This is a genomic window from Pseudomonas sp. SG-MS2, from assembly GCF_009933855.1.
Taxonomy (GTDB): domain Bacteria; phylum Pseudomonadota; class Gammaproteobacteria; order Pseudomonadales; family Pseudomonadaceae; genus Aquipseudomonas; species Aquipseudomonas putida_E.
This window is the reverse complement of sequence record NZ_MOMO01000019.1, coordinates 1-16654: the sequence shown is the minus strand read 5'-3', so window position 1 is coordinate 16654 and position 16654 is coordinate 1. Positions and strand designations below refer to the sequence as shown.

Sequence of the window (16654 nt, the reverse complement as noted above, 5' to 3'; positions counted from 1 at the left end):
GCGTTTTCGCTTTATCGAACAGGCATTGCGCGACAGCGGTCGCCCCATCGAATCGTGTAACCTTGACGAACTGGACGCCCTTTGGGGGGAAGCCAAACGTCAGGAAAAGAACCTGCCCAGCTGCGGCTGAGTGGCTGAATAAGTGAGTGAACATCCATGAGTCTTTCCCTTCGCGATCAATTGCTCAAGGCCGGTCTGGTCAACCAGAAGCAGGTCTCCCAGGCCAACAAGGCCCAAAAGAAACAGAAACGTCTGGAGCACAAGGGCCAGGTCGAAGTCGACGATACCCAGCAGCGCCTGGCCAAGGAAGCCATGGCCGAGAAGGCCAAGCGTGACCAGGAACTGAACCGTCAGCAGCAGGAAAAGGCCGAACAGAAGGCCCGTGCCGCGCAGATCAAGCAGTTGATCGAGGCGACTCGCCTGCCCAAGCTCACCACCGAGGACTACTACAACTTCGTCGACGACAAGAAGGTCAAGCGCATTGCGGTGAACGCCCTGATGCGCAGCAAGCTGAGCAATGGCGCGCTGGCGATCGTGTCGTTTGGTGGGGGGTACGAAGTCATCCCTCGCGAGGCAGCGGTGAAGATCCAGGAGCGCGACCCCCATCGCATCCTGCTGCTCAACACCCATGTCGAGGAAGCGGATGAGGACGATCCGTACGCTGCGTACAAGATCCCTGACGACTTGATGTGGTAAGCATGAAAACCCCCGCCTAAGCGGTAACGCCTATTGGGGCTGCTTCGCAGCCCCATCGCCGGCAAGCCAGCTCCACAGGAATTTCGCAGTACTTGAGGCCTGCGCGGTACCTGTAGGAGCTGGCTTGCCGGCGATGGGCCGCAAAGCGGCCCCAAATCAAAAGACTGTGTGGGTCATTGCGTAGCGCGCTGGTTTTCCAGCACTTCAAGCTCTGCCCGGTATTGGTGGGCTTCGTGTTCGTTATGGAACATCCCGACCAATTCACCTTGCTGGTGCACATCCCAGATCCGCACGCCAGCGGCCAGGCCTTCGTGGGACATTTTCGATTCGTCGCGTTCGGTTACTTGGACTGTCATCGTTAAACTCCACTGCTCAGTTGGTTGCGACATAATGTCGCGCACTTCTTTTATAGAGTTTGTTAGCTGCCTAAGTAAATAAAATGACCATGAAACAAGTTTCATGTGGCCCAGGCAAAAAGAAGCCCCGCACAGGGCGGGGCTACGGATCTTGCGGGCTGCGGCTTAGTTGCCTTTGACCGACTTGCCGTCGACCGTACCATCCTGCAGCACGATCACATACTCCTTGCCATCGGTCTCGACCTGGCGCAGTTGTACCAGCAGGTAGTCCCAGTCCTTGGCGAACCACAGCTCGGTGATGCGCTTGCTCTGGCTCGGGTCGCGCACGCGCTCGACCTTGACCGCCTCGACCTGGCCAGTCTTGGTGGTGACCTTTTCGGTACCCAGCACGCGGAAATCGTAGGTGTCGATCTCGTCACCATCGACCACCTGGTAGGTCATGCTTTTCTTGCCGGCGGCCACATCATGCTGCAGCGCCAGCTGATAGGAGGACTTGTCCAGCACGCCGCGGTTGAGCGGCAGGCTGACGGCATCGCCCCGATCGCTGCCGGTGACTTTCTTGCCGTTCCAGTCGAAGGTGAGGTCGACTTTCTTGGCTTTGCCCAGGCCGCCACGCTCGAAGTGATACTTCTGCGGCAGCAGGGTGTCGTTGTCCATGCGCAGGGTGCTTTGCTCGGTCAGGCTGGCGATCATCATGGAAGCCTTGAAATTAAGGTCCCAGGTACCGTTGGCATTTTTGACCAGGCTGCGCTCGGCAGTGCCGCTCATGGGGAGTTGCTTCCAGTCGGCGGTGTAGCTGGCCGAGAAGGGTTTCAAGTCGGCTGCCTGGAGGGGCAGGGCGAGCACGGCGAGAGCCAAGAGCAGGGCGCGACGCATAAATTCTCCTAGGGTCGGATCAAATGGCCACTGGCCGGCAGTGGCTGGCCGTCCAGTAATGCACCCTGTTCGCCCAGGCGCAAGCGCCCCTCGGCAAACCAGTGCACTGCCAGCGGGTAGATCTGGTGTTCCTGTTGGTGTACCCGCTGGGCCAGGCTTTCGGCGCTATCGCCTGACACTACCGGTACCACAGCCTGTACGACCAGAGGGCCGCCATCGAGTTCCTCGGTGACGAAGTGTACGCTGCAGCCGTGCTCGGCGTCGCCTGCCTCCAAGGCCCGTCGGTGAGTATGCAGGCCCTTGTATTTGGGCAGCAGCGACGGGTGGATGTTGAGCAGGCGGCCCTGGTAGTGGCGCACGAAGCCGCCACTGAGGATACGCATGAAGCCGGCCAGCACCACCAGGTCGGGCGCGAAGCCGTCGATGCGCGCCATCAGCGCCGCATCGAAGGCTTCACGGCCGTCGAAGCCGGTGTGGTCCAGTACGGCGGTGGCGATACCCGCCGCCGCCGCGCGTTGCAGGCCGTAGGCGTCAGCGCGGTTGGAAATCACCGCAGCGATGCGTACCGGGCTGTGTTCACCACGGCTGCTGTCGATCAAGGCTTGCAGGTTGCTGCCCGAACCCGACAGCAGTACCACAACATTACAGGGCTTGCTCGGCATCAGTGTGCCTTGAGGTTCTGCAGCTCGACCTGGGCAGCGCCTTCAGCGGCTTGTTCGATGCGGCCGATGACCCAAGGTTGCTCGCCTTCTGCGCGCAGAACATTCAGTGCTGCTTCGACCTGGTCCTGCGCCACGCAGATGACCATGCCCACGCCGCAGTTCAGTACGCGGTGCATCTCGTGCTCATCGACGTTGCCTTTTTCCTGCAGGAAGTCGAATACCGCAGGGCGCTGCCAGCTGGCCACGTCAACCACGGCCTGGGCGTTTTTCGGCAGAACGCGCGGGATGTTGTCCAGCAGGCCGCCACCGGTGATGTGGGCCATGGCCTTGACGGCGCCGGTCTGCTTGATCAGTTGCAGCAGTGGCTTGACGTAGATGCGGGTCGGCGCCATCAGCAGGTCGGTCAGCGGCTTGCCGTCGAGCTGGGTGTTCTCGATGTCGGTTGCCGACACTTCGAGGATCTTGCGGATCAGCGAGTAGCCGTTGGAGTGCGGGCCCGAAGACGGCAGGGCGATCAGCGCGTCGCCGGTAGCGACCTTGGAGCCGTCGATGATCTCGGCCTTTTCCACCACGCCGACGCAGAAACCGGCCAGGTCGTAGTCTTCGCCTTCGTACATGCCCGGCATTTCGGCGGTTTCGCCGCCAACCAGGGAGCAGCCGGCCAGTTCACAGCCGGCGCCGATGCCGGTGACCACGGTCGCAGCGACGTCGACGTTGAGCTTGCCGGTGGCGTAATAGTCGAGGAAGAACAGCGGCTCGGCGCCGCAGACCACCAGGTCGTTGACGCACATGGCGACCAGGTCCTGGCCGATGCTGTCGTGCTTGTTCAGGTTCAGCGCCAGGCGCAGCTTGGTGCCGACGCCGTCGGTGCCGGAGACCAGCACCGGCTGCTTGTAGCCGGCCGGGATCTCGCAGAGGGCGCCGAAGCCACCCAGGCCACCCATGACTTCAGGGCGTGCGGTGCGTTTTGCCACGCCCTTGATGCGTTCGACCAGTGCTTCGCCGGCGTCGATGTCTACACCGGCGTCCTTGTAGCTCAGGGAGGGTTGCTTGCTCATTGATCCAGGCCTTTAAGAGGGAGGGATTCGTAAAAACGACCGTGACGGCCAAGGCCGGCTGGGGAGCGGCGGCTGCCTGAAACGTCAGAGGTCTGTGAAGGCGCGCGATTTTATCAGGGTTGCCGTGCAGCGGCCATCCTCAGGCCGACGGGCAGGGCAGTAAATTGCTGAAAAAGGCTCGCGGGTGGTTGATGCAGTTCCTTCTGTATAAGCTGCAAGCAGTGAGCCCCAAGCCGCAAGCGAAAGCGTTGGGGTTCTGACTGCTTTTTCTTACAGCTTGAAGCTTGCAGCTTGAAGCTCGACTGGACAGGAATCCTCAATGCGTCTTCTCAATTATCTGTCAGCCGGCTGCCTTGCCTTGGTCAGTATTGCCGCCCAGGCCGAAAACGTTGCCGGGCTCTATCAGGTGCGCGAACCGCTCGAAGGGCAGGGCGCTGAAGCCCGCGCCGCAGCCACCACCAAGGCACTCGATACATTGGTGCTGCGCCTGACCGGCGACCCCAAGGCGCCGCAAAAACCGGCGCTGGCCGAACTGCGCAAGGACCCGCAACAGATCATCAACCAGGTCGGTACCGAGGCCGGCCCGCCTGAGTCGGTGATGGTCGAGTTCGACCCGGGCAGCACCGAGCGGGCCTTGCGCAAGGCCGGGCTGGCGCTGTGGGGCAGCAACCGGCCGTCGGTCCTCGGCTGGTGGCTCAACGACAGTGTCGAGGGCAGCAGCCTGGTTGGCGATGGCCAGGCCAGCGCCCAGTCGCTGCGCCGTGCCGCCCAGCACCGCGGCCTGCCATTGCGCCTGCCGCTGGCCGACCTGCAGGAACAACTGGTGGCCAACGCCAAGCAGCTCGAAGGCAACGACCCGGCGCCACTGCGCGAAGCTTCCGAGCGTTATGGCGCCGACGCCCTGTTGGCAGTGCACGCGCTTGAAACCGATGGCAAGTGGCAGGGCAAATGGCAGTTGTGGCTGGGCGACAAGCGCGAGGAAGGTAGTGCCGAAGGCGCTGACCAGGCCGCATTGGCCGATGCCGTGATGCTCGCCGTCAGCAACCGCCTGGCGCCACGTTACGTGACCCGGCCAGGTGCCAGCAGCCAGTTGCAAGTGCAGGTGCAAGGCGCGAACCTGCAGCGTTACGCTGAGCTGAACCGCGTTCTCGAACCTTACGGCCCGCGCCTGCAAATGGCCGACGGCAAGACGTTGACCTACGGCGTCACTGCCAACGCTGAGCAGTTGCGTGCGCAGCTGGGCCTGGCCAAGTTGCAGGAGGTCCCGGCTGAGCAGGCGCCTCCCGTCCCGTCCCCGGCAACGCCTGCACCCGCAACCGAGGCTGCGGCAGGGCAACCTGCAACGGCTGCCGTAGCCCCCAAACCGTTCGACGGCCTGCGTTTTCGCTGGTAAGGAAGAGCGACCATGACTGATATGCGCCGTTGGATCTGGCTGGGTGCGGCCCTGCTGATTGCCCTGCTTCTTTATGGCCTGCACAACATCCTCTCACCCTTTTTGGTGGGTATCTTGCTGGCTTATCTGGCCGACCCGCTGGTCGATCGCCTGGAGCGCATGGGGCTGTCGCGGACCTGGGGCGTGGTGGTGGTATTCAGCCTGTTTACCTTGATCCTGCTGGTTCTGCTGCTCATCCTGATCCCGATGCTGGCCAAACAGCTGGTGCGCCTGTACGAACTGACGCCGCAGATGCTCGACTGGTTGCAACATGTGGCGCTGCCCTGGGTACAGAGCCGCCTGGGCCTGGCCGACGGGTTCTGGAAGTTCGACAAGATCAAGGCCGCCGTCAGTGAACACATGGGCCAGACCACTGACATCGTCGGCATGCTGCTGTCCCAGGCCACTGCGTCGAGCCTGGCGCTGCTGGCCTGGCTGGCCAACTTCGTGCTGATCCCGGTGGTGGGCTTCTATCTGTTGCGCGACTGGGACCTGATGATGGCCAAGTTGCGCAGCCTGCTGCCGCGCCAGCGCGAGGCGCAGGTGGTCGGGCTGGCCGCAGAATGCCATGAGGTGCTGGGGGCGTTCGTGCGTGGCCAGTTGATGGTCATGCTGGCGCTAGGCGTGATCTATTCCGCCGGGCTGATGCTGGTGGGGCTGGAGCTGGGGCTGCTGATCGGCATGCTGGCCGGCCTGGCGGCCATCGTGCCCTACATGGGCTTCATCATTGGCATCGGTGCGGCGCTGGTGGCCGGGCTGTTCCAGTTTGGCGGCGATCTGTACCCGATGCTGGGTATCGTTGCAGTGTTCATGGTCGGCCAGGCGCTGGAAGGCATGGTGCTGACACCGTTGCTGGTGGGTGACCGTATCGGCCTGCATCCGGTGGCGGTGATCTTCGCCATCCTGGCCGGGGGCGAACTGTTCGGCTTTACCGGCGTGCTGCTGGCCTTGCCGGTGGCGGCAGTGGTCATGGTGCTGCTGCGCCATGTGCATGACCTGTACAAGGAATCGGACATGTACGCGGGGGAGGTCGACCCCGATCTATAAGCCAGACTGCCTTGCAACTCGTTGATTTTGCTTGTGCTACGTGCCTTCGCGATTGTGCCCCCCGCATTGCGGGTATAGACTTTGCACACCGATCACCCTAGGCCCCCTGTGGTCCCCCGACCGCCCGCGAGCATGAAACCACCGATCCAGTTGCCCCTGGGTGTGCGCCTGCGCGATGACGCCACCTTCATCAACTACTATCCGGGCGCCAATGCAGCGGCATTGGGCTACGTCGAGCGGCTGTGCGAAGCCGACGCCGGCTGGACCGAGAGCCTCATCTACCTGTGGGGCAAGCAGGGTGTGGGCCGTAGCCATCTGTTGCAGGCTGCTACGCACCGCTTCCAGCAGCGTGGCGAAGCCGCTGTTTACCTGCCGCTGGCGCAGTTGCTCGACCGGGGCATCGGGTTGCTCGATTACCTGGCGCAGTACGAGCTGGTGTGCATCGACGACTTGCACGTGATTGCCGGCAAGGCGGAGTGGGAAGAGGCGATGTTCCATCTGTTCAACCGCCTGCGCGACAGCGGCCGGCGCCTGCTGCTGGCGGCCTCGGCCTCGCCGCGCGAACTGCCGATCAAGCTGCCCGACCTCAAGTCCCGCCTGACCCTGGCGCTGGTATTCCAGATGCGCGGCCTGTCTGATGAAGACAAGCTGCGCGCCCTGCAATTGCGCGCCTCGCGCCGTGGCCTGCACCTGACCGACGAAGTCGGCCATTTCATCCTTACCCGTGGTACGCGCAGCATGAGTGCGCTGTTCGACCTGCTCGAGCGGCTCGATCAGGCTTCTTTGCAGGCGCAGCGCAAGCTGACCATCCCGTTCCTGAAAGAAACGCTCGGCTGGTAAGCCCGTAAATACGGGGCTTTGAGCGGCAAAACGGAAAAGTCACATCTTTTTCGATAAAATTTGCAAATGGCCCTGATAGAAGGCATAGTTTCCCCCTTCTAAAGGACTACAGACACGGTCGTGCCCATGCTCAAGCGCTTCGCACCCCTCGTGCCCCTCGCACTCGTGACCCTGCTGATTGGCTGCGCGGCCCAAGGCCCTGTTTCCCAGCCCCAGGATCACACCCCGGTCGCCTCCCAGTCGGCGCCCGAGGCCAAGGCTTCGGTATCGTCCGTATTCGGCGAGCAGCAAGAGCTGGCCACTGAAGATGACCTTCAGGCGTTCTCCAGCAACAGCAAGCCTTATCAGTTGCCAGTATTGGCCGACAGCATCCTGGAGCGCGGCATGTCCCTGATCGGTACCCGTTACCGCTTCGGTGGTACCTCGCAGGCGTCCGGTTTCGATTGCAGCGGTTTCATCGGCTATCTGTTCCGCGAAGAGGCCGGCATGAACCTGCCGCGTTCGACCCGCGAAATGATCAAGGTCGATGCGCCCAAAGTTGCCCGCAACAAGCTCAAGCCAGGTGATCTGCTGTTCTTCAGCACCAATGGCCGTGGCCGTGTCAGCCATGCCGGCATCTACTTGGGCGACAACCAGTTCATCCATTCCAGCAGCCGCCGCAGCGGTGGTGTGCGCATCGACAACCTCGGTGATCGCTACTGGAGCAAGACCTTCATCGAAGCCAAGCGCGCCTTGGCCATGGCGCCAGCGAGCAATATCGCACGCAACTGATATCAAAATGATGTACCCTGCCGCGGCGACGAAGCTTGAAAAGCTCGTCGCCGTGCGCATTTACAGAATGCGTCTAATCTAAATTCTCAACACTTTTCGGTTGCAGCCCAGCGATCTCAGACAGGATGTTCTGGCCATGGTGATGATGGCGCGCTTCGCACTCCTTTCCCTGGTGGCATTGCTTGCCGCCTGCTCCGGCCGTGCCCCGGCACCGGCGCCTGTGGTACAGCCACAGGTCGCGTACAGCCAACCCATAGCGTCCCCGGTTGCCAACGACGTGCTGATCCGCGCAATCGGCCTGGTGGGTACGCCGTATCGTTGGGGCGGCAACACTCCCGACTCCGGTTTCGATTGCAGTGGCTTGATCAACTACGTCTACCGGGACGCGGCGGGCATCAGCTTGCCTCGCTCCACGCGAGAAATGATCGTCATGCGTGCGCCGACCGTAGACGTTCACTCACTGCAATCGGGCGACCTGGTGTTCTTCGCTACCAGCGGTGGCTCGCAGGTGAGCCACGCCGGCATCTACGTGGGCGAAGGGCGGTTTGTGCATGCTCCGTCCACCGGTGGCACCGTGCGCCTGGACTACCTGTCCAACAGCTACTGGTCCAAAGCCTACCTGCAGGCAAAACGGGTGATTACCCAGGGGCACCTGGCACAGAACCCCTGATGGCGAAGCCGGCCACTCGCAAGGTGGCCGATGCGCGCCGCGCGGGCCGCGATCCCTATCGAGAGCGCCTGAACCCTCAAGCGAAATCCCCGCCCTTCGATTGACGCTCCCGGTGCAACACTCTAACCTTCGCGCGTGTTTCAGGTGCCCTGCCAGCCCGTCTGGGCAGGGTGAAACTGGGAAGCCGGTGTGCGCCTGCAAGGTGCGAGTCCGGCGCTGCCCCCGCAACGGTAGGTGAGTCAAAAGCCGCGCACGGCCACTGGATACCAGTATCCGGGAAGGCGCGCAGGCCCGGGCCAACGCCCGCTCACGAGCCCGGAGACCGGCCTGTCACTGCCAACGGCATCACGGAGGGTGATGCGCGGTGCACCGTGGCATCTGGCCACGGCTCCTGCGCGTTCTCCGTCTGCCCGCCTATCGACCTGTCGCCGTATTTTGCGGGGCGACAGCCTGCGGAGACCCCCATGAGCGAAACCACCGAACGCGACGAACGTCACCTGGCGCGTATGCAGCGCAAGAAGGCGATCATCGACGAGCGCATCGCCAATTCCCCTAACGAGTGCGGCCTGCTGCTGGTGCTGACCGGCAATGGCAAGGGCAAGAGCAGCTCGGCGTTCGGCATGCTCGCACGCGCCCTGGGCCACGGCATGCAGTGTGGTGTGGTGCAGTTCATCAAGGGCCGCAACAGCACCGGCGAGGAGCTGTTCTTCCGGCGCTTCCCCGAGCAGGTGCGCTACCACGTGATGGGCGAAGGCTTTACCTGGGAAACCCAGGACCGCCAGCGCGACATTGCCGCCGCTGAGGCAGCCTGGGCGGTTTCGCGCCAGCTGCTGCAGGACCCGAGCGTCCAGTTCGTGGTGCTCGACGAGCTGAACATCGCCCTCAAGCACGGCTACCTTGACCTCGATCAGGTGCTGGGCGATATCCAGGCGCGCCCCCCCATGCAGCATGTGATCGTCACCGGCCGCGCGGCCAAGCCCGAAATGGTCGAGCTGGCCGACACCGTCACCGAAATGGGTATGCTCAAGCATGCCTTCCAGGCCGGTATCCGCGCGCAGAAGGGCGTCGAACTGTGAGTCAGACGCGCCACTGCCCAGCCGTTCTGATTGCAGCACCGGCATCTGGCCAGGGCAAGACCACCGTGACTGCGGCCCTGGCCCGCCTGCACCGCAACCTGGGGCGCAAGGTCCGTGTGTTCAAATGCGGGCCTGATTTTCTCGACCCGATGATCCTTGAGCGTGCCAGTGGGGCGCCGGTGTACCAGCTCGATCTGTGGATGATCGGTGCGCAGGAAAGCCGGCGCCTGCTGTGGGAAGCGGCGGGTGAGGCCGACCTCATCCTGATCGAGGGTGTCATGGGCCTGTTCGACGGCACCCCATCCAGTGCCGACCTGGCGCGCCACTTCGGCGTGCCGGTGCTGGCAGTGATCGATGGTACGGCCATGGCCCAGACCTTTGGCGCACTGGCCCTGGGGCTGGCGCGCTACCAGGCCGACCTGCCGTTCGCTGGCGTGCTCGCCAACCGTGTCGGCAGCCTGCGCCACGCGCAGTTGCTCGAAGGTAGCCTGACCGAGGGCCTGCGCTGGTACGGCGGGCTGTCGCGCGAGCGCGGTATAGAGCTGCCCAGCCGCCACCTGGGGCTGGTTCAGGCCAGCGAGCTGAATGACCTGGACGCGCGCCTGGACGCTGCCGCCCAAGCACTGGGCAGCAGCTGCGATGCCGCATTGCCGCCGCCGGTGGCATTCGCCGCGCCGGACGTACCGACGTGCAGCGCCTCGCTGGCGGGTGTGCGCATTGGCATTGCCCGGGACGAAGCGTTTGCCTTCACCTACGGCGCCAACCTCGACCTGCTGCGCAACCTGGGCGCACAGCTGGCGTTCTTCTCGCCGCTGCACGACCGCGAGCTGCCCGCCGTGGACAGCCTGTACCTGCCGGGCGGCTACCCTGAGCTGCATCACCATGCGCTGGCCGCCAACGCACCGATGTGCGCCGCGATCCGTGCGCACCACGGCGCAGGCAAGCCGTTGCTGGCCGAGTGCGGTGGCATGCTTTACCTGCTCGATGCCCTGACCGATGTGGCCGGCGAGCGTGCCGCACTGCTTGGCCTGCTGCCCGGCGAGGCGACCATGCAGAAACGCCTGGCGGCGCTGGCCCTGCAGGCTGTGGAACTGCCCGAAGGCACCCTGCGCGGCCACACCTACCACCACTCGCTGACCAGCACCGAACTGCAGCCCATCGCCCGCGGCCAGAGCCCCAACGGCGGGCGCGGCAACGAGGCGGTCTATCGCCTTGGTCGGCTCACGGCATCCTATGTGCACTTCTATTTTCCCTCCAACCCTGAGGCGGCGGCGGCGCTGTTGCGGCCATGAGCGAGCACGCCTTCAGTGATGCCGAACGCGCGGCCGTCTACCGGGCAATCGGCGAGCGCCGCGACATGCGCCACTTCGCCGGCGGTAGCGTTGCGCCTGAAGTGTTCGGCCGCCTGCTCGCTGCCGCGCACCAGGCCCCCAGCGTTGGCCTTATGCAGCCTTGGCGTTTCATTCGCATCAGCCAGGGTGAGCTGCGCGGGCGTATCCAGGCGCTGGTGGAGCAGGAGCGGGTGCGCACGGCCCACGCCTTGGGCGAGCGCACCGACGCATTCATGAAGCTCAAGGTAGAAGGCATCAGCGACTGCGCCGAAGTGTTGGTGGCGGCGTTGATGGACAACCGCGAGCCACACATTTTCGGCCGGCGGACTTTGCCGGAAATGGACCTCGCCTCGCTCGCCTGCGCCATTCAGAACCTGTGGCTGGCGGCCCGCGCCGAAGGGCTGGGGCTGGGCTGGGTCTCGCTGTTCGACCCACAGGCACTGGCCGCGCTGCTGGGGATGCCAGCCGGCGCCAAACCGGTGGCGGTGCTGTGCCTGGGGCCTGTCACCGAATTCTATCCGGCACCCATGCTGGTGATGGAAAACTGGGCCGAAGAACGGCCCTTGAGCGACATGCTGTATGAAAACCAATGGGGGGAGCGCCCATGAGCGTCGCCTTGCTGACCGTGGCCGGCGTGGCCCTGGATGCGTTGTTCGGCGAGCCGCAGCGGCGCCATCCGCTGGTGGCCTTCGGTAACCTGGCGTCGAGCCTGGAGCAGCGCCTGAATGCCGGCGGGCGCGGTTGGCGCAGCCACGGCGTGAGTGCCTGGTTCCTGGCAGTGGTGCCCTTGACCCTGGTGGCGCTGATCCTCTCCTGGCTGCCCGGCATTGGCTGGCTGGTTGACGTGCTGGCGCTGTATTGCGCGCTGGGCCTGCGCAGCCTTGGCGAGCATGTGCTGCCGGTGGCCAGTGCCTTGCGCCAGGGTGATCTGGAGGAGGCCAGGCGCCGCGTCGGTTACCTGGTCAGCCGCGAGACCCGCGAACTCGATGAGCCGGCCGTGGCCAGGGCCGCAACCGAATCGGTGCTGGAGAACGGCAGCGATGCAGTGTTCGCCGCGCTGTTCTGGTTCATCGTGGCCGGTGCGCCGGGCGTGGTCCTGTACCGCTTGAGCAATACGCTGGATGCCATGTGGGGCTACCGCAATGAACGTTTTGAACGCTTCGGGTGGTGCGCGGCGCGCATCGACGATGTACTCAACTATATTCCCGCAAGGCTGGTGGCATTGACCTACGCCTTGCTCGGCAAGACCCGCCTGGCCCTGGCCTGCTGGCGCAAGCAGGGCCCGTTGTGGGACAGCCCCAACGCCGGGCCGGTGATGGCGGCCGGTGCCGGTGCGCTGGGTGTCGAACTCGGTGGCCCGGCGGTGTATCACGGCGAGCTGCACGAGCGCCCGCGCCTGGGCGAAGGGCCGATGGCCGATGCCGGTGCCATCGAGCGCGGCTGGGCCCTGGTACAGCGTGGCGTGTGGTTGTGGTTGCTGGTGATCTGCGTGGGAGCCTACTGCAATGCTTGAACATGGCGGCCGACTGCTCAAGGCAGTACGGCAATACGGGATTGCACGGGAGGCCTGGCTCGACCTGTCCAGCGGTATTGCGCCGTGGGCCTACCCGGTACCGCCGATCCCGGCGCACGCCTGGGCGCGACTGCCCGAGACCGAAGACGGCCTCGAAGAGGCGGCCCGCCAGTATTACGGTGTGGGCCAGTTGCTGCCGGTAGCGGGCTCGCAAGCAGCGATCCAGGCCCTGCCGAATCTGCGCCCGAGCGGTCGCGTGGGGGTGCTGTCGCCGTGTTATGCCGAGCATCCGCAGGCCTGGCAACGGGCCGGGCATCAGCTGTTCGAGCTGGATGAAAGCCAGGTCGAGGCGTATCTGGACAGCCTCGATGTGCTGGTGCTGGTCAACCCGAACAACCCGACCGGTCATCGCGTGCCCCCCAACCGCCTGCTTGCATGGCATGCCCGCTTGGCCGAGCGTGGCGGCTGGTTGGTGGTCGATGAAGCCTTCATGGACAACACGCCCGAGCACAGCGTGGTCGGTTGTGCCGACCGCCCCGGGCTGATTGTGCTGCGCTCGTTCGGCAAGTTCTTCGGCCTGGCCGGTGTGCGGCTGGGCTGCGTGGCGGCCGAACTGCCGTTGTTGCAGCGCTTGGCCGACCTGCTTGGCCCATGGACCGTCAGCGGCCCGACCCGGGTGCTGGCCCAGGCGTGTTTCGCCGACCTGGCAGCCCACCCGCTGCAGATCGAGCGCTGTGCCCACGCCAGCCAACGGCTTGCCACGCTGTTGAAAAGCACCGGCCTTGCGCCCGCGGGTGGTTGCGACCTGTTCCAGTACGTACGCTGCGAGCGCGCAGCGCACCTGCATGACTTTCTCGCCCGCCGCGGCATCCTGGTGCGCCTGTTCGATCAGCCGCCTGCCGTGCGCCTGGGCCTGCCCGCCAGCGCAGCTGAAGAGCAGCGCCTGGCCCAGGCCCTGGCCGATTATCAGAAGGAAACGGCATGACCACCCTCATGGTGCAAGGCACCACCTCCGACGCCGGCAAGAGCACGCTGGTTACCGCCCTGTGCCGTTGGCTGTTGCGCCAGGGGGTGGCCGTGGTGCCGTTCAAACCGCAGAACATGGCCCTCAACAGCGCGGTGACTGCCGATGGCGGTGAGATCGGTCGCGCCCAGGCGGTGCAGGCCCAGGCTTGCCGGCTGGCGCCGCACACCGACATGAACCCGGTGCTGCTCAAGCCCAACAGTGACACCGGTGCCCAGGTCATCATCCATGGCCGCGCGGTCACCAGCATGAACGCGGTGGCCTATCACGACTACAAGGCTATCGCCATGCAGGCGGTGCTGGCCTCCCATCAGCGCCTCAGTGGCGCGTATCCGGTGGTGATGGTCGAAGGTGCGGGTTCGCCTGCCGAGATCAACCTGCGTGCCGGTGACATCGCCAACATGGGTTTTGCCGAAGCGGTCGACTGCCCGGTGATTCTGGTTGCCGACATCAATCGCGGCGGCGTCTTCGCCCACCTGGTCGGTACCCTGGAGCTGCTGTCGCCGACCGAGCAGGCCCGGGTCAAGGGCTTCGTCATCAACCGTTTCCGTGGCGACATCGCCCTGCTGCAGCCAGGCCTGGACTGGCTGGAGCAGCGCACGGGCAAGCCGGTGTTGGGTGTGCTGCCTTATGTCAGCGACCTGCACCTTGAGGCCGAAGACGGCATCGATGTACGCCAGGCGGCCAAGGATGAGCGCGTGCTCAAGGTGATCGTGCCGGTGCTGCCGCGCATCAGCAACCACACCGACTTCGACCCGTTGCGCCTGCACCCCCAGGTGGACCTGCAGTTCATCGGCCCTGGCCAGCCGATTCCGCCTGCCGACCTGATCATCCTGCCTGGCTCCAAAAGCGTGCGTGGCGACCTGGCGCAACTGCGCGAGCGCGGTTGGGACACCGCCATCGCCCGGCACCTGCGCTACGGCGGCAAGCTCATCGGTATCTGTGGCGGCCTGCAGATGCTGGGCCGTGAGGTGCATGATCCGCTCGGCCTCGAGGGGCCTGCCGGGTCCAGCCCGGGGCTGGGCCTGCTCGATTACGCCACGGTGCTTGAGGCCCAGAAGCAACTGCGCAACGTGGCGGGGGCTTTGAGCCTCGAACAGTCGCCCGTGACCGGTTACGAGATCCATGCCGGCGTCACCCAAGGCCCTGCGCTGCAGCGCCCCGCCGTACAGCTGGCCGATGGCCGCAGCGACGGCGCCATCAGTGCCGACGGGCAGATCCTCGCCACGTACCTGCATGGCCTGTTCGAAGGCCGCCAGTCGTGCGCAGCGCTGCTGCGCTGGGCGGGCCTGGCGCACGTGCAGCAGATCGATTATGAGGCCCTGCGCGAGCGGGATATCGAGCGCCTGGCCGACCTGGTGGAAAAGCACCTGGACACCGCGCAGCTGCGAAAACTTTGTGGGGTCGCCTGACATGCGCAACCTGATCCTCGGCGGTGCCCGTTCGGGCAAGAGCCGCCTGGCCGAGCAGTTGGCAGCCGACAGCGGCCTGCCGGTGACCTATATCGCCACCAGCGAACCCCTGGATGGCGAAATGAACGAACGGGTACGCCTGCACCGCCAGCGCCGGCCAAGCGATTGGGCGCTGATCGAAGAGCCGCTCGCCCTGGCAGCCGTGCTGCGCGCCGAAGCTGCCGAAGGGCGCTGCCTGCTGGTGGACTGCCTGACCCTGTGGCTGACCAACCTGCTGATGCTCGATGACGATCAGCGCCTGGCTCAAGAGCGCGATGCACTGCTCGACTGCCTGGTGCAATTGCCCGGCGTGATCATTCTGGTCAGCAATGAAACCGGCCTGGGCGTAGTGCCCATGGGCGAGCTGACCCGGCGCTATGTCGACCTGGCCGGCTGGCTGCACCAGGCCGTCGCCGAACGTTGCCAGCGCGTGGTACTCACCGTCGCCGGCCTACCCCTGATGCTCAAAGGACCTGCTCTATGAACCCGACCTGGTGGCGTGACGCCTGCCAACCTCTCGACACCGCCGCCATGGATCAGGCCCGCGCCCGTCAGCAGCAGCTGACCAAACCTGCCGGGTCGCTCGGCCAGCTGGAAGCCCTGGCAGTGCACCTGGCCGGGCTGCAGGGGGTTGAGCGGCCGAACCTGGATCAGGTCGCCATCACTATTTTCGCCGGTGACCATGGCGTGGTCGAGGAGGGCATTTCGGCCTATCCGCAGGCGGTGACCGGGCAGATGCTGCGCAACTTCGTCGGCGGCGGCGCGGCGATCAGCGTGCTGGCGCGCCAACTGCAGGCAAGCCTGGAAGTGGTCGACCTCGGCACCATCGACCCGCATCTGGAATTGCCGGGTGTCCGCCACCTGCGCCTGGGGGGCGGTACCGCCAACTTCGCCCGCCAGCCGGCGATGACCGAGGTGCAGCTGCGCTCAGCCCTGCAAGCCGGCCGTGACAGCGTCCTGCGCGCTGCCCAGAGCGGCGCGCAGTTGTTCATCGGTGGCGAGATGGGCATCGGCAATACCACCGCTGCTGCGGCGCTGGCCAGCACCCTGCTGGGCTGCCCGGCGCGCGAACTGAGTGGCCCGGGCACTGGCCTGGACACCGCAGGCGTACGCCACAAGGCTGAAGTGATCGAGCGGGCCCTGGTGCTGCACGGTCTGCGTGCCGACGACCCGCTGCAGGCGCTGGCCTGTGTGGGTGGTTTTGAGATCGCCGCCCTGGCCGGCGCGTACCTGGCCTGTGCACAGCAGGGCATTGCGGTGCTGGTGGACGGTTTCATCTGCAGCGTCGCCGCGCTGGTAGCCGTGCGCCTCAACCCGCAATGCCGGGCTTGGTTGCTGTTTGCCCACCAAGGTGCCGAACCAGGGCACAAGGCGTTGCTCGATGCCTTGCAGGCCGAGCCGCTGCTGGCCCTGGGCCTGCGCCTGGGCGAGGGCAGCGGTGCGGCGCTGGCGGTGCCACTGTTGCGCCTGGCCTGCGTGCTGCACGGGCAGATGGCGACCTTTGCCGAAGCAGCCGTGGCGGACCGCCCGGCATGATCCTCGACCTGCTGCGCCACGGTGAAACCGAGCAGGGTGGCGGCTTGCGCGGCAGCCTGGACGATGCCCTCACCGAGCTGGGCTGGGCGCAGATGCGCAGTGCCGTGGGTGAGTGCGCCCCTTGGGACGTATTGGTCAGCTCACCCTTGCAGCGTTGTGCGCGGTTTGCCGATGAGCTGGGTGAACGGCTGGGTTTGACGGTGCAGCGCGAGGCCGATCTGCAAGAGTTGCATTTTGGTGAGTGGGAAGGGCGCAGCGCCTTGCAGATCATGCAGACGCAAGCGGATGAGCTCGGGCGTTTCTGGGCCGATCCTT

19 protein-coding genes, 1 pseudogene and 1 riboswitch are annotated in these 16654 nt (G+C 65.1%); of the genes and pseudogenes, 16 read left to right on the top strand and 4 right to left on the bottom strand.

Translation table 11 applies throughout. From position 1 onward, the window contains the following. Together BLX42_RS01570 and BLX42_RS01565 are read left to right on the top strand one after the other, a co-directional pair. A pseudogene (locus tag BLX42_RS01570) lies at positions 1–130 on the top strand (nucleoside triphosphate pyrophosphohydrolase); the annotation flags it as partial. Positions 131–156: 26 nt separating this feature from the next. Continuing rightward, a complete protein-coding gene (locus BLX42_RS01565; RefSeq protein ID WP_012313134.1) occupies positions 157–696 on the top strand; it encodes a DUF2058 domain-containing protein in 540 nt (179 codons plus the stop codon). A 173-nt stretch (positions 697–869) separates the two neighbouring features. Here the strand turns inward: BLX42_RS01565 and BLX42_RS01560 are convergent, their stop codons facing one another. The 4 genes from BLX42_RS01560 to purM all read right to left on the bottom strand — a co-directional run bounded on the left by BLX42_RS01560 (position 870) and on the right by purM (position 3648). Continuing rightward, positions 870–1052 carry a hypothetical protein gene (locus BLX42_RS01560; RefSeq protein WP_119688400.1) on the bottom strand — a complete coding sequence of 61 codons (183 nt, stop codon included), beginning with the start codon at positions 1050–1052 and terminating at the stop codon, positions 870–872. A 165-nt stretch (positions 1053–1217) separates the two neighbouring features. Further along, positions 1218–1928, bottom strand: a complete 711-nt coding sequence (locus tag BLX42_RS01555) for a DUF3108 domain-containing protein (RefSeq protein ID WP_012313136.1) — start codon at positions 1926–1928, stop codon at positions 1218–1220. An 8-nt stretch (positions 1929–1936) separates the two neighbouring features. Next, entirely contained in the window at positions 1937–2590 is a 654-nt protein-coding gene (gene purN / locus BLX42_RS01550; RefSeq protein ID WP_046787450.1) for a phosphoribosylglycinamide formyltransferase, read from the bottom strand. Beyond that, positions 2590–3648 (bottom strand): phosphoribosylformylglycinamidine cyclo-ligase, encoded by a 1059-nt coding sequence (gene purM, locus BLX42_RS01545; RefSeq protein WP_012313138.1) that lies wholly within the window; start codon positions 3646–3648, stop codon positions 2590–2592. The genes purN and purM overlap by 1 nt, the downstream gene beginning before the upstream one ends. A gap of 319 nt (positions 3649–3967) precedes the next feature. Here purM and BLX42_RS01540 point away from each other — a divergent pair, with 319 nt between their 5' ends. From BLX42_RS01540 to BLX42_RS01475, 14 genes are all read left to right on the top strand, one after another. Further along, positions 3968–5041 (top strand): DUF2066 domain-containing protein, encoded by a 1074-nt coding sequence (locus BLX42_RS01540; protein ID WP_161870998.1) that lies wholly within the window; start codon positions 3968–3970, stop codon positions 5039–5041. Positions 5042–5053: 12 nt separating this feature from the next. Continuing rightward, on the top strand, positions 5054–6127 hold the full coding sequence (locus BLX42_RS01535; protein ID WP_046787448.1) for an AI-2E family transporter: 1074 nt from the start codon (positions 5054–5056) through the stop codon (positions 6125–6127). 132 nt (positions 6128–6259) lie between these two features. Next, positions 6260–6967: a DnaA regulatory inactivator Hda gene (hda, locus tag BLX42_RS01530; protein WP_039601502.1), complete on the top strand. Its 708-nt coding sequence runs from the start codon at positions 6260–6262 to the stop codon at positions 6965–6967. Between the two features lie 126 nt (positions 6968–7093). Beyond that, positions 7094–7738, top strand: coding sequence for a C40 family peptidase (locus BLX42_RS01525; RefSeq protein WP_046787447.1), 645 nt, complete (start codon positions 7094–7096; stop codon positions 7736–7738). Between the two features lie 136 nt (positions 7739–7874). Continuing rightward, positions 7875–8408 carry a C40 family peptidase gene (locus BLX42_RS01520; RefSeq protein WP_161870997.1) on the top strand — a complete coding sequence of 178 codons (534 nt, stop codon included), beginning with the start codon at positions 7875–7877 and terminating at the stop codon, positions 8406–8408. 125 nt (positions 8409–8533) lie between these two features. Further along, positions 8534–8754, top strand: a riboswitch (cobalamin riboswitch). Between the two features lie 118 nt (positions 8755–8872). Then, positions 8873–9484 carry a cob(I)yrinic acid a,c-diamide adenosyltransferase gene (gene cobO / locus BLX42_RS01515; RefSeq protein WP_012313146.1) on the top strand — a complete coding sequence of 204 codons (612 nt, stop codon included), beginning with the start codon at positions 8873–8875 and terminating at the stop codon, positions 9482–9484. After that, on the top strand, positions 9481–10776 hold the full coding sequence (locus BLX42_RS01510; RefSeq protein ID WP_046787445.1) for a cobyrinate a,c-diamide synthase: 1296 nt from the start codon (positions 9481–9483) through the stop codon (positions 10774–10776). The genes cobO and BLX42_RS01510 overlap by 4 nt, the downstream gene beginning before the upstream one ends. Further along, positions 10773–11423 carry a 5,6-dimethylbenzimidazole synthase gene (gene bluB, locus BLX42_RS01505; protein WP_161870996.1) on the top strand — a complete coding sequence of 217 codons (651 nt, stop codon included), beginning with the start codon at positions 10773–10775 and terminating at the stop codon, positions 11421–11423. Before BLX42_RS01510 ends, bluB begins: the two co-directional genes overlap by 4 nt. Continuing rightward, positions 11420–12328, top strand: a complete 909-nt coding sequence (gene cbiB / locus BLX42_RS01500; protein ID WP_115272975.1) for an adenosylcobinamide-phosphate synthase CbiB — start codon at positions 11420–11422, stop codon at positions 12326–12328. The genes bluB and cbiB overlap by 4 nt, the downstream gene beginning before the upstream one ends. Then, positions 12321–13313: a threonine-phosphate decarboxylase CobD gene (gene cobD / locus BLX42_RS01495; RefSeq protein ID WP_161870995.1), complete on the top strand. Its 993-nt coding sequence runs from the start codon at positions 12321–12323 to the stop codon at positions 13311–13313. Before cbiB ends, cobD begins: the two co-directional genes overlap by 8 nt. Beyond that, positions 13310–14764: a cobyric acid synthase gene (locus BLX42_RS01490; RefSeq protein WP_119688406.1), complete on the top strand. Its 1455-nt coding sequence runs from the start codon at positions 13310–13312 to the stop codon at positions 14762–14764. Before cobD ends, BLX42_RS01490 begins: the two co-directional genes overlap by 4 nt. Position 14765: 1 nt before the next feature. Next, positions 14766–15287, top strand: coding sequence for a bifunctional adenosylcobinamide kinase/adenosylcobinamide-phosphate guanylyltransferase (cobU, locus tag BLX42_RS01485; RefSeq protein ID WP_046787440.1), 522 nt, complete (start codon positions 14766–14768; stop codon positions 15285–15287). Next, entirely contained in the window at positions 15284–16339 is a 1056-nt protein-coding gene (cobT, locus tag BLX42_RS01480; protein WP_115272972.1) for a nicotinate-nucleotide--dimethylbenzimidazole phosphoribosyltransferase, read from the top strand. The genes cobU and cobT overlap by 4 nt, the downstream gene beginning before the upstream one ends. Then, the coding region (locus BLX42_RS01475; protein WP_178110714.1) for a histidine phosphatase family protein at positions 16336–16654 on the top strand (319 nt) is incomplete at its 3' end. The genes cobT and BLX42_RS01475, both read left to right, overlap by 4 nt.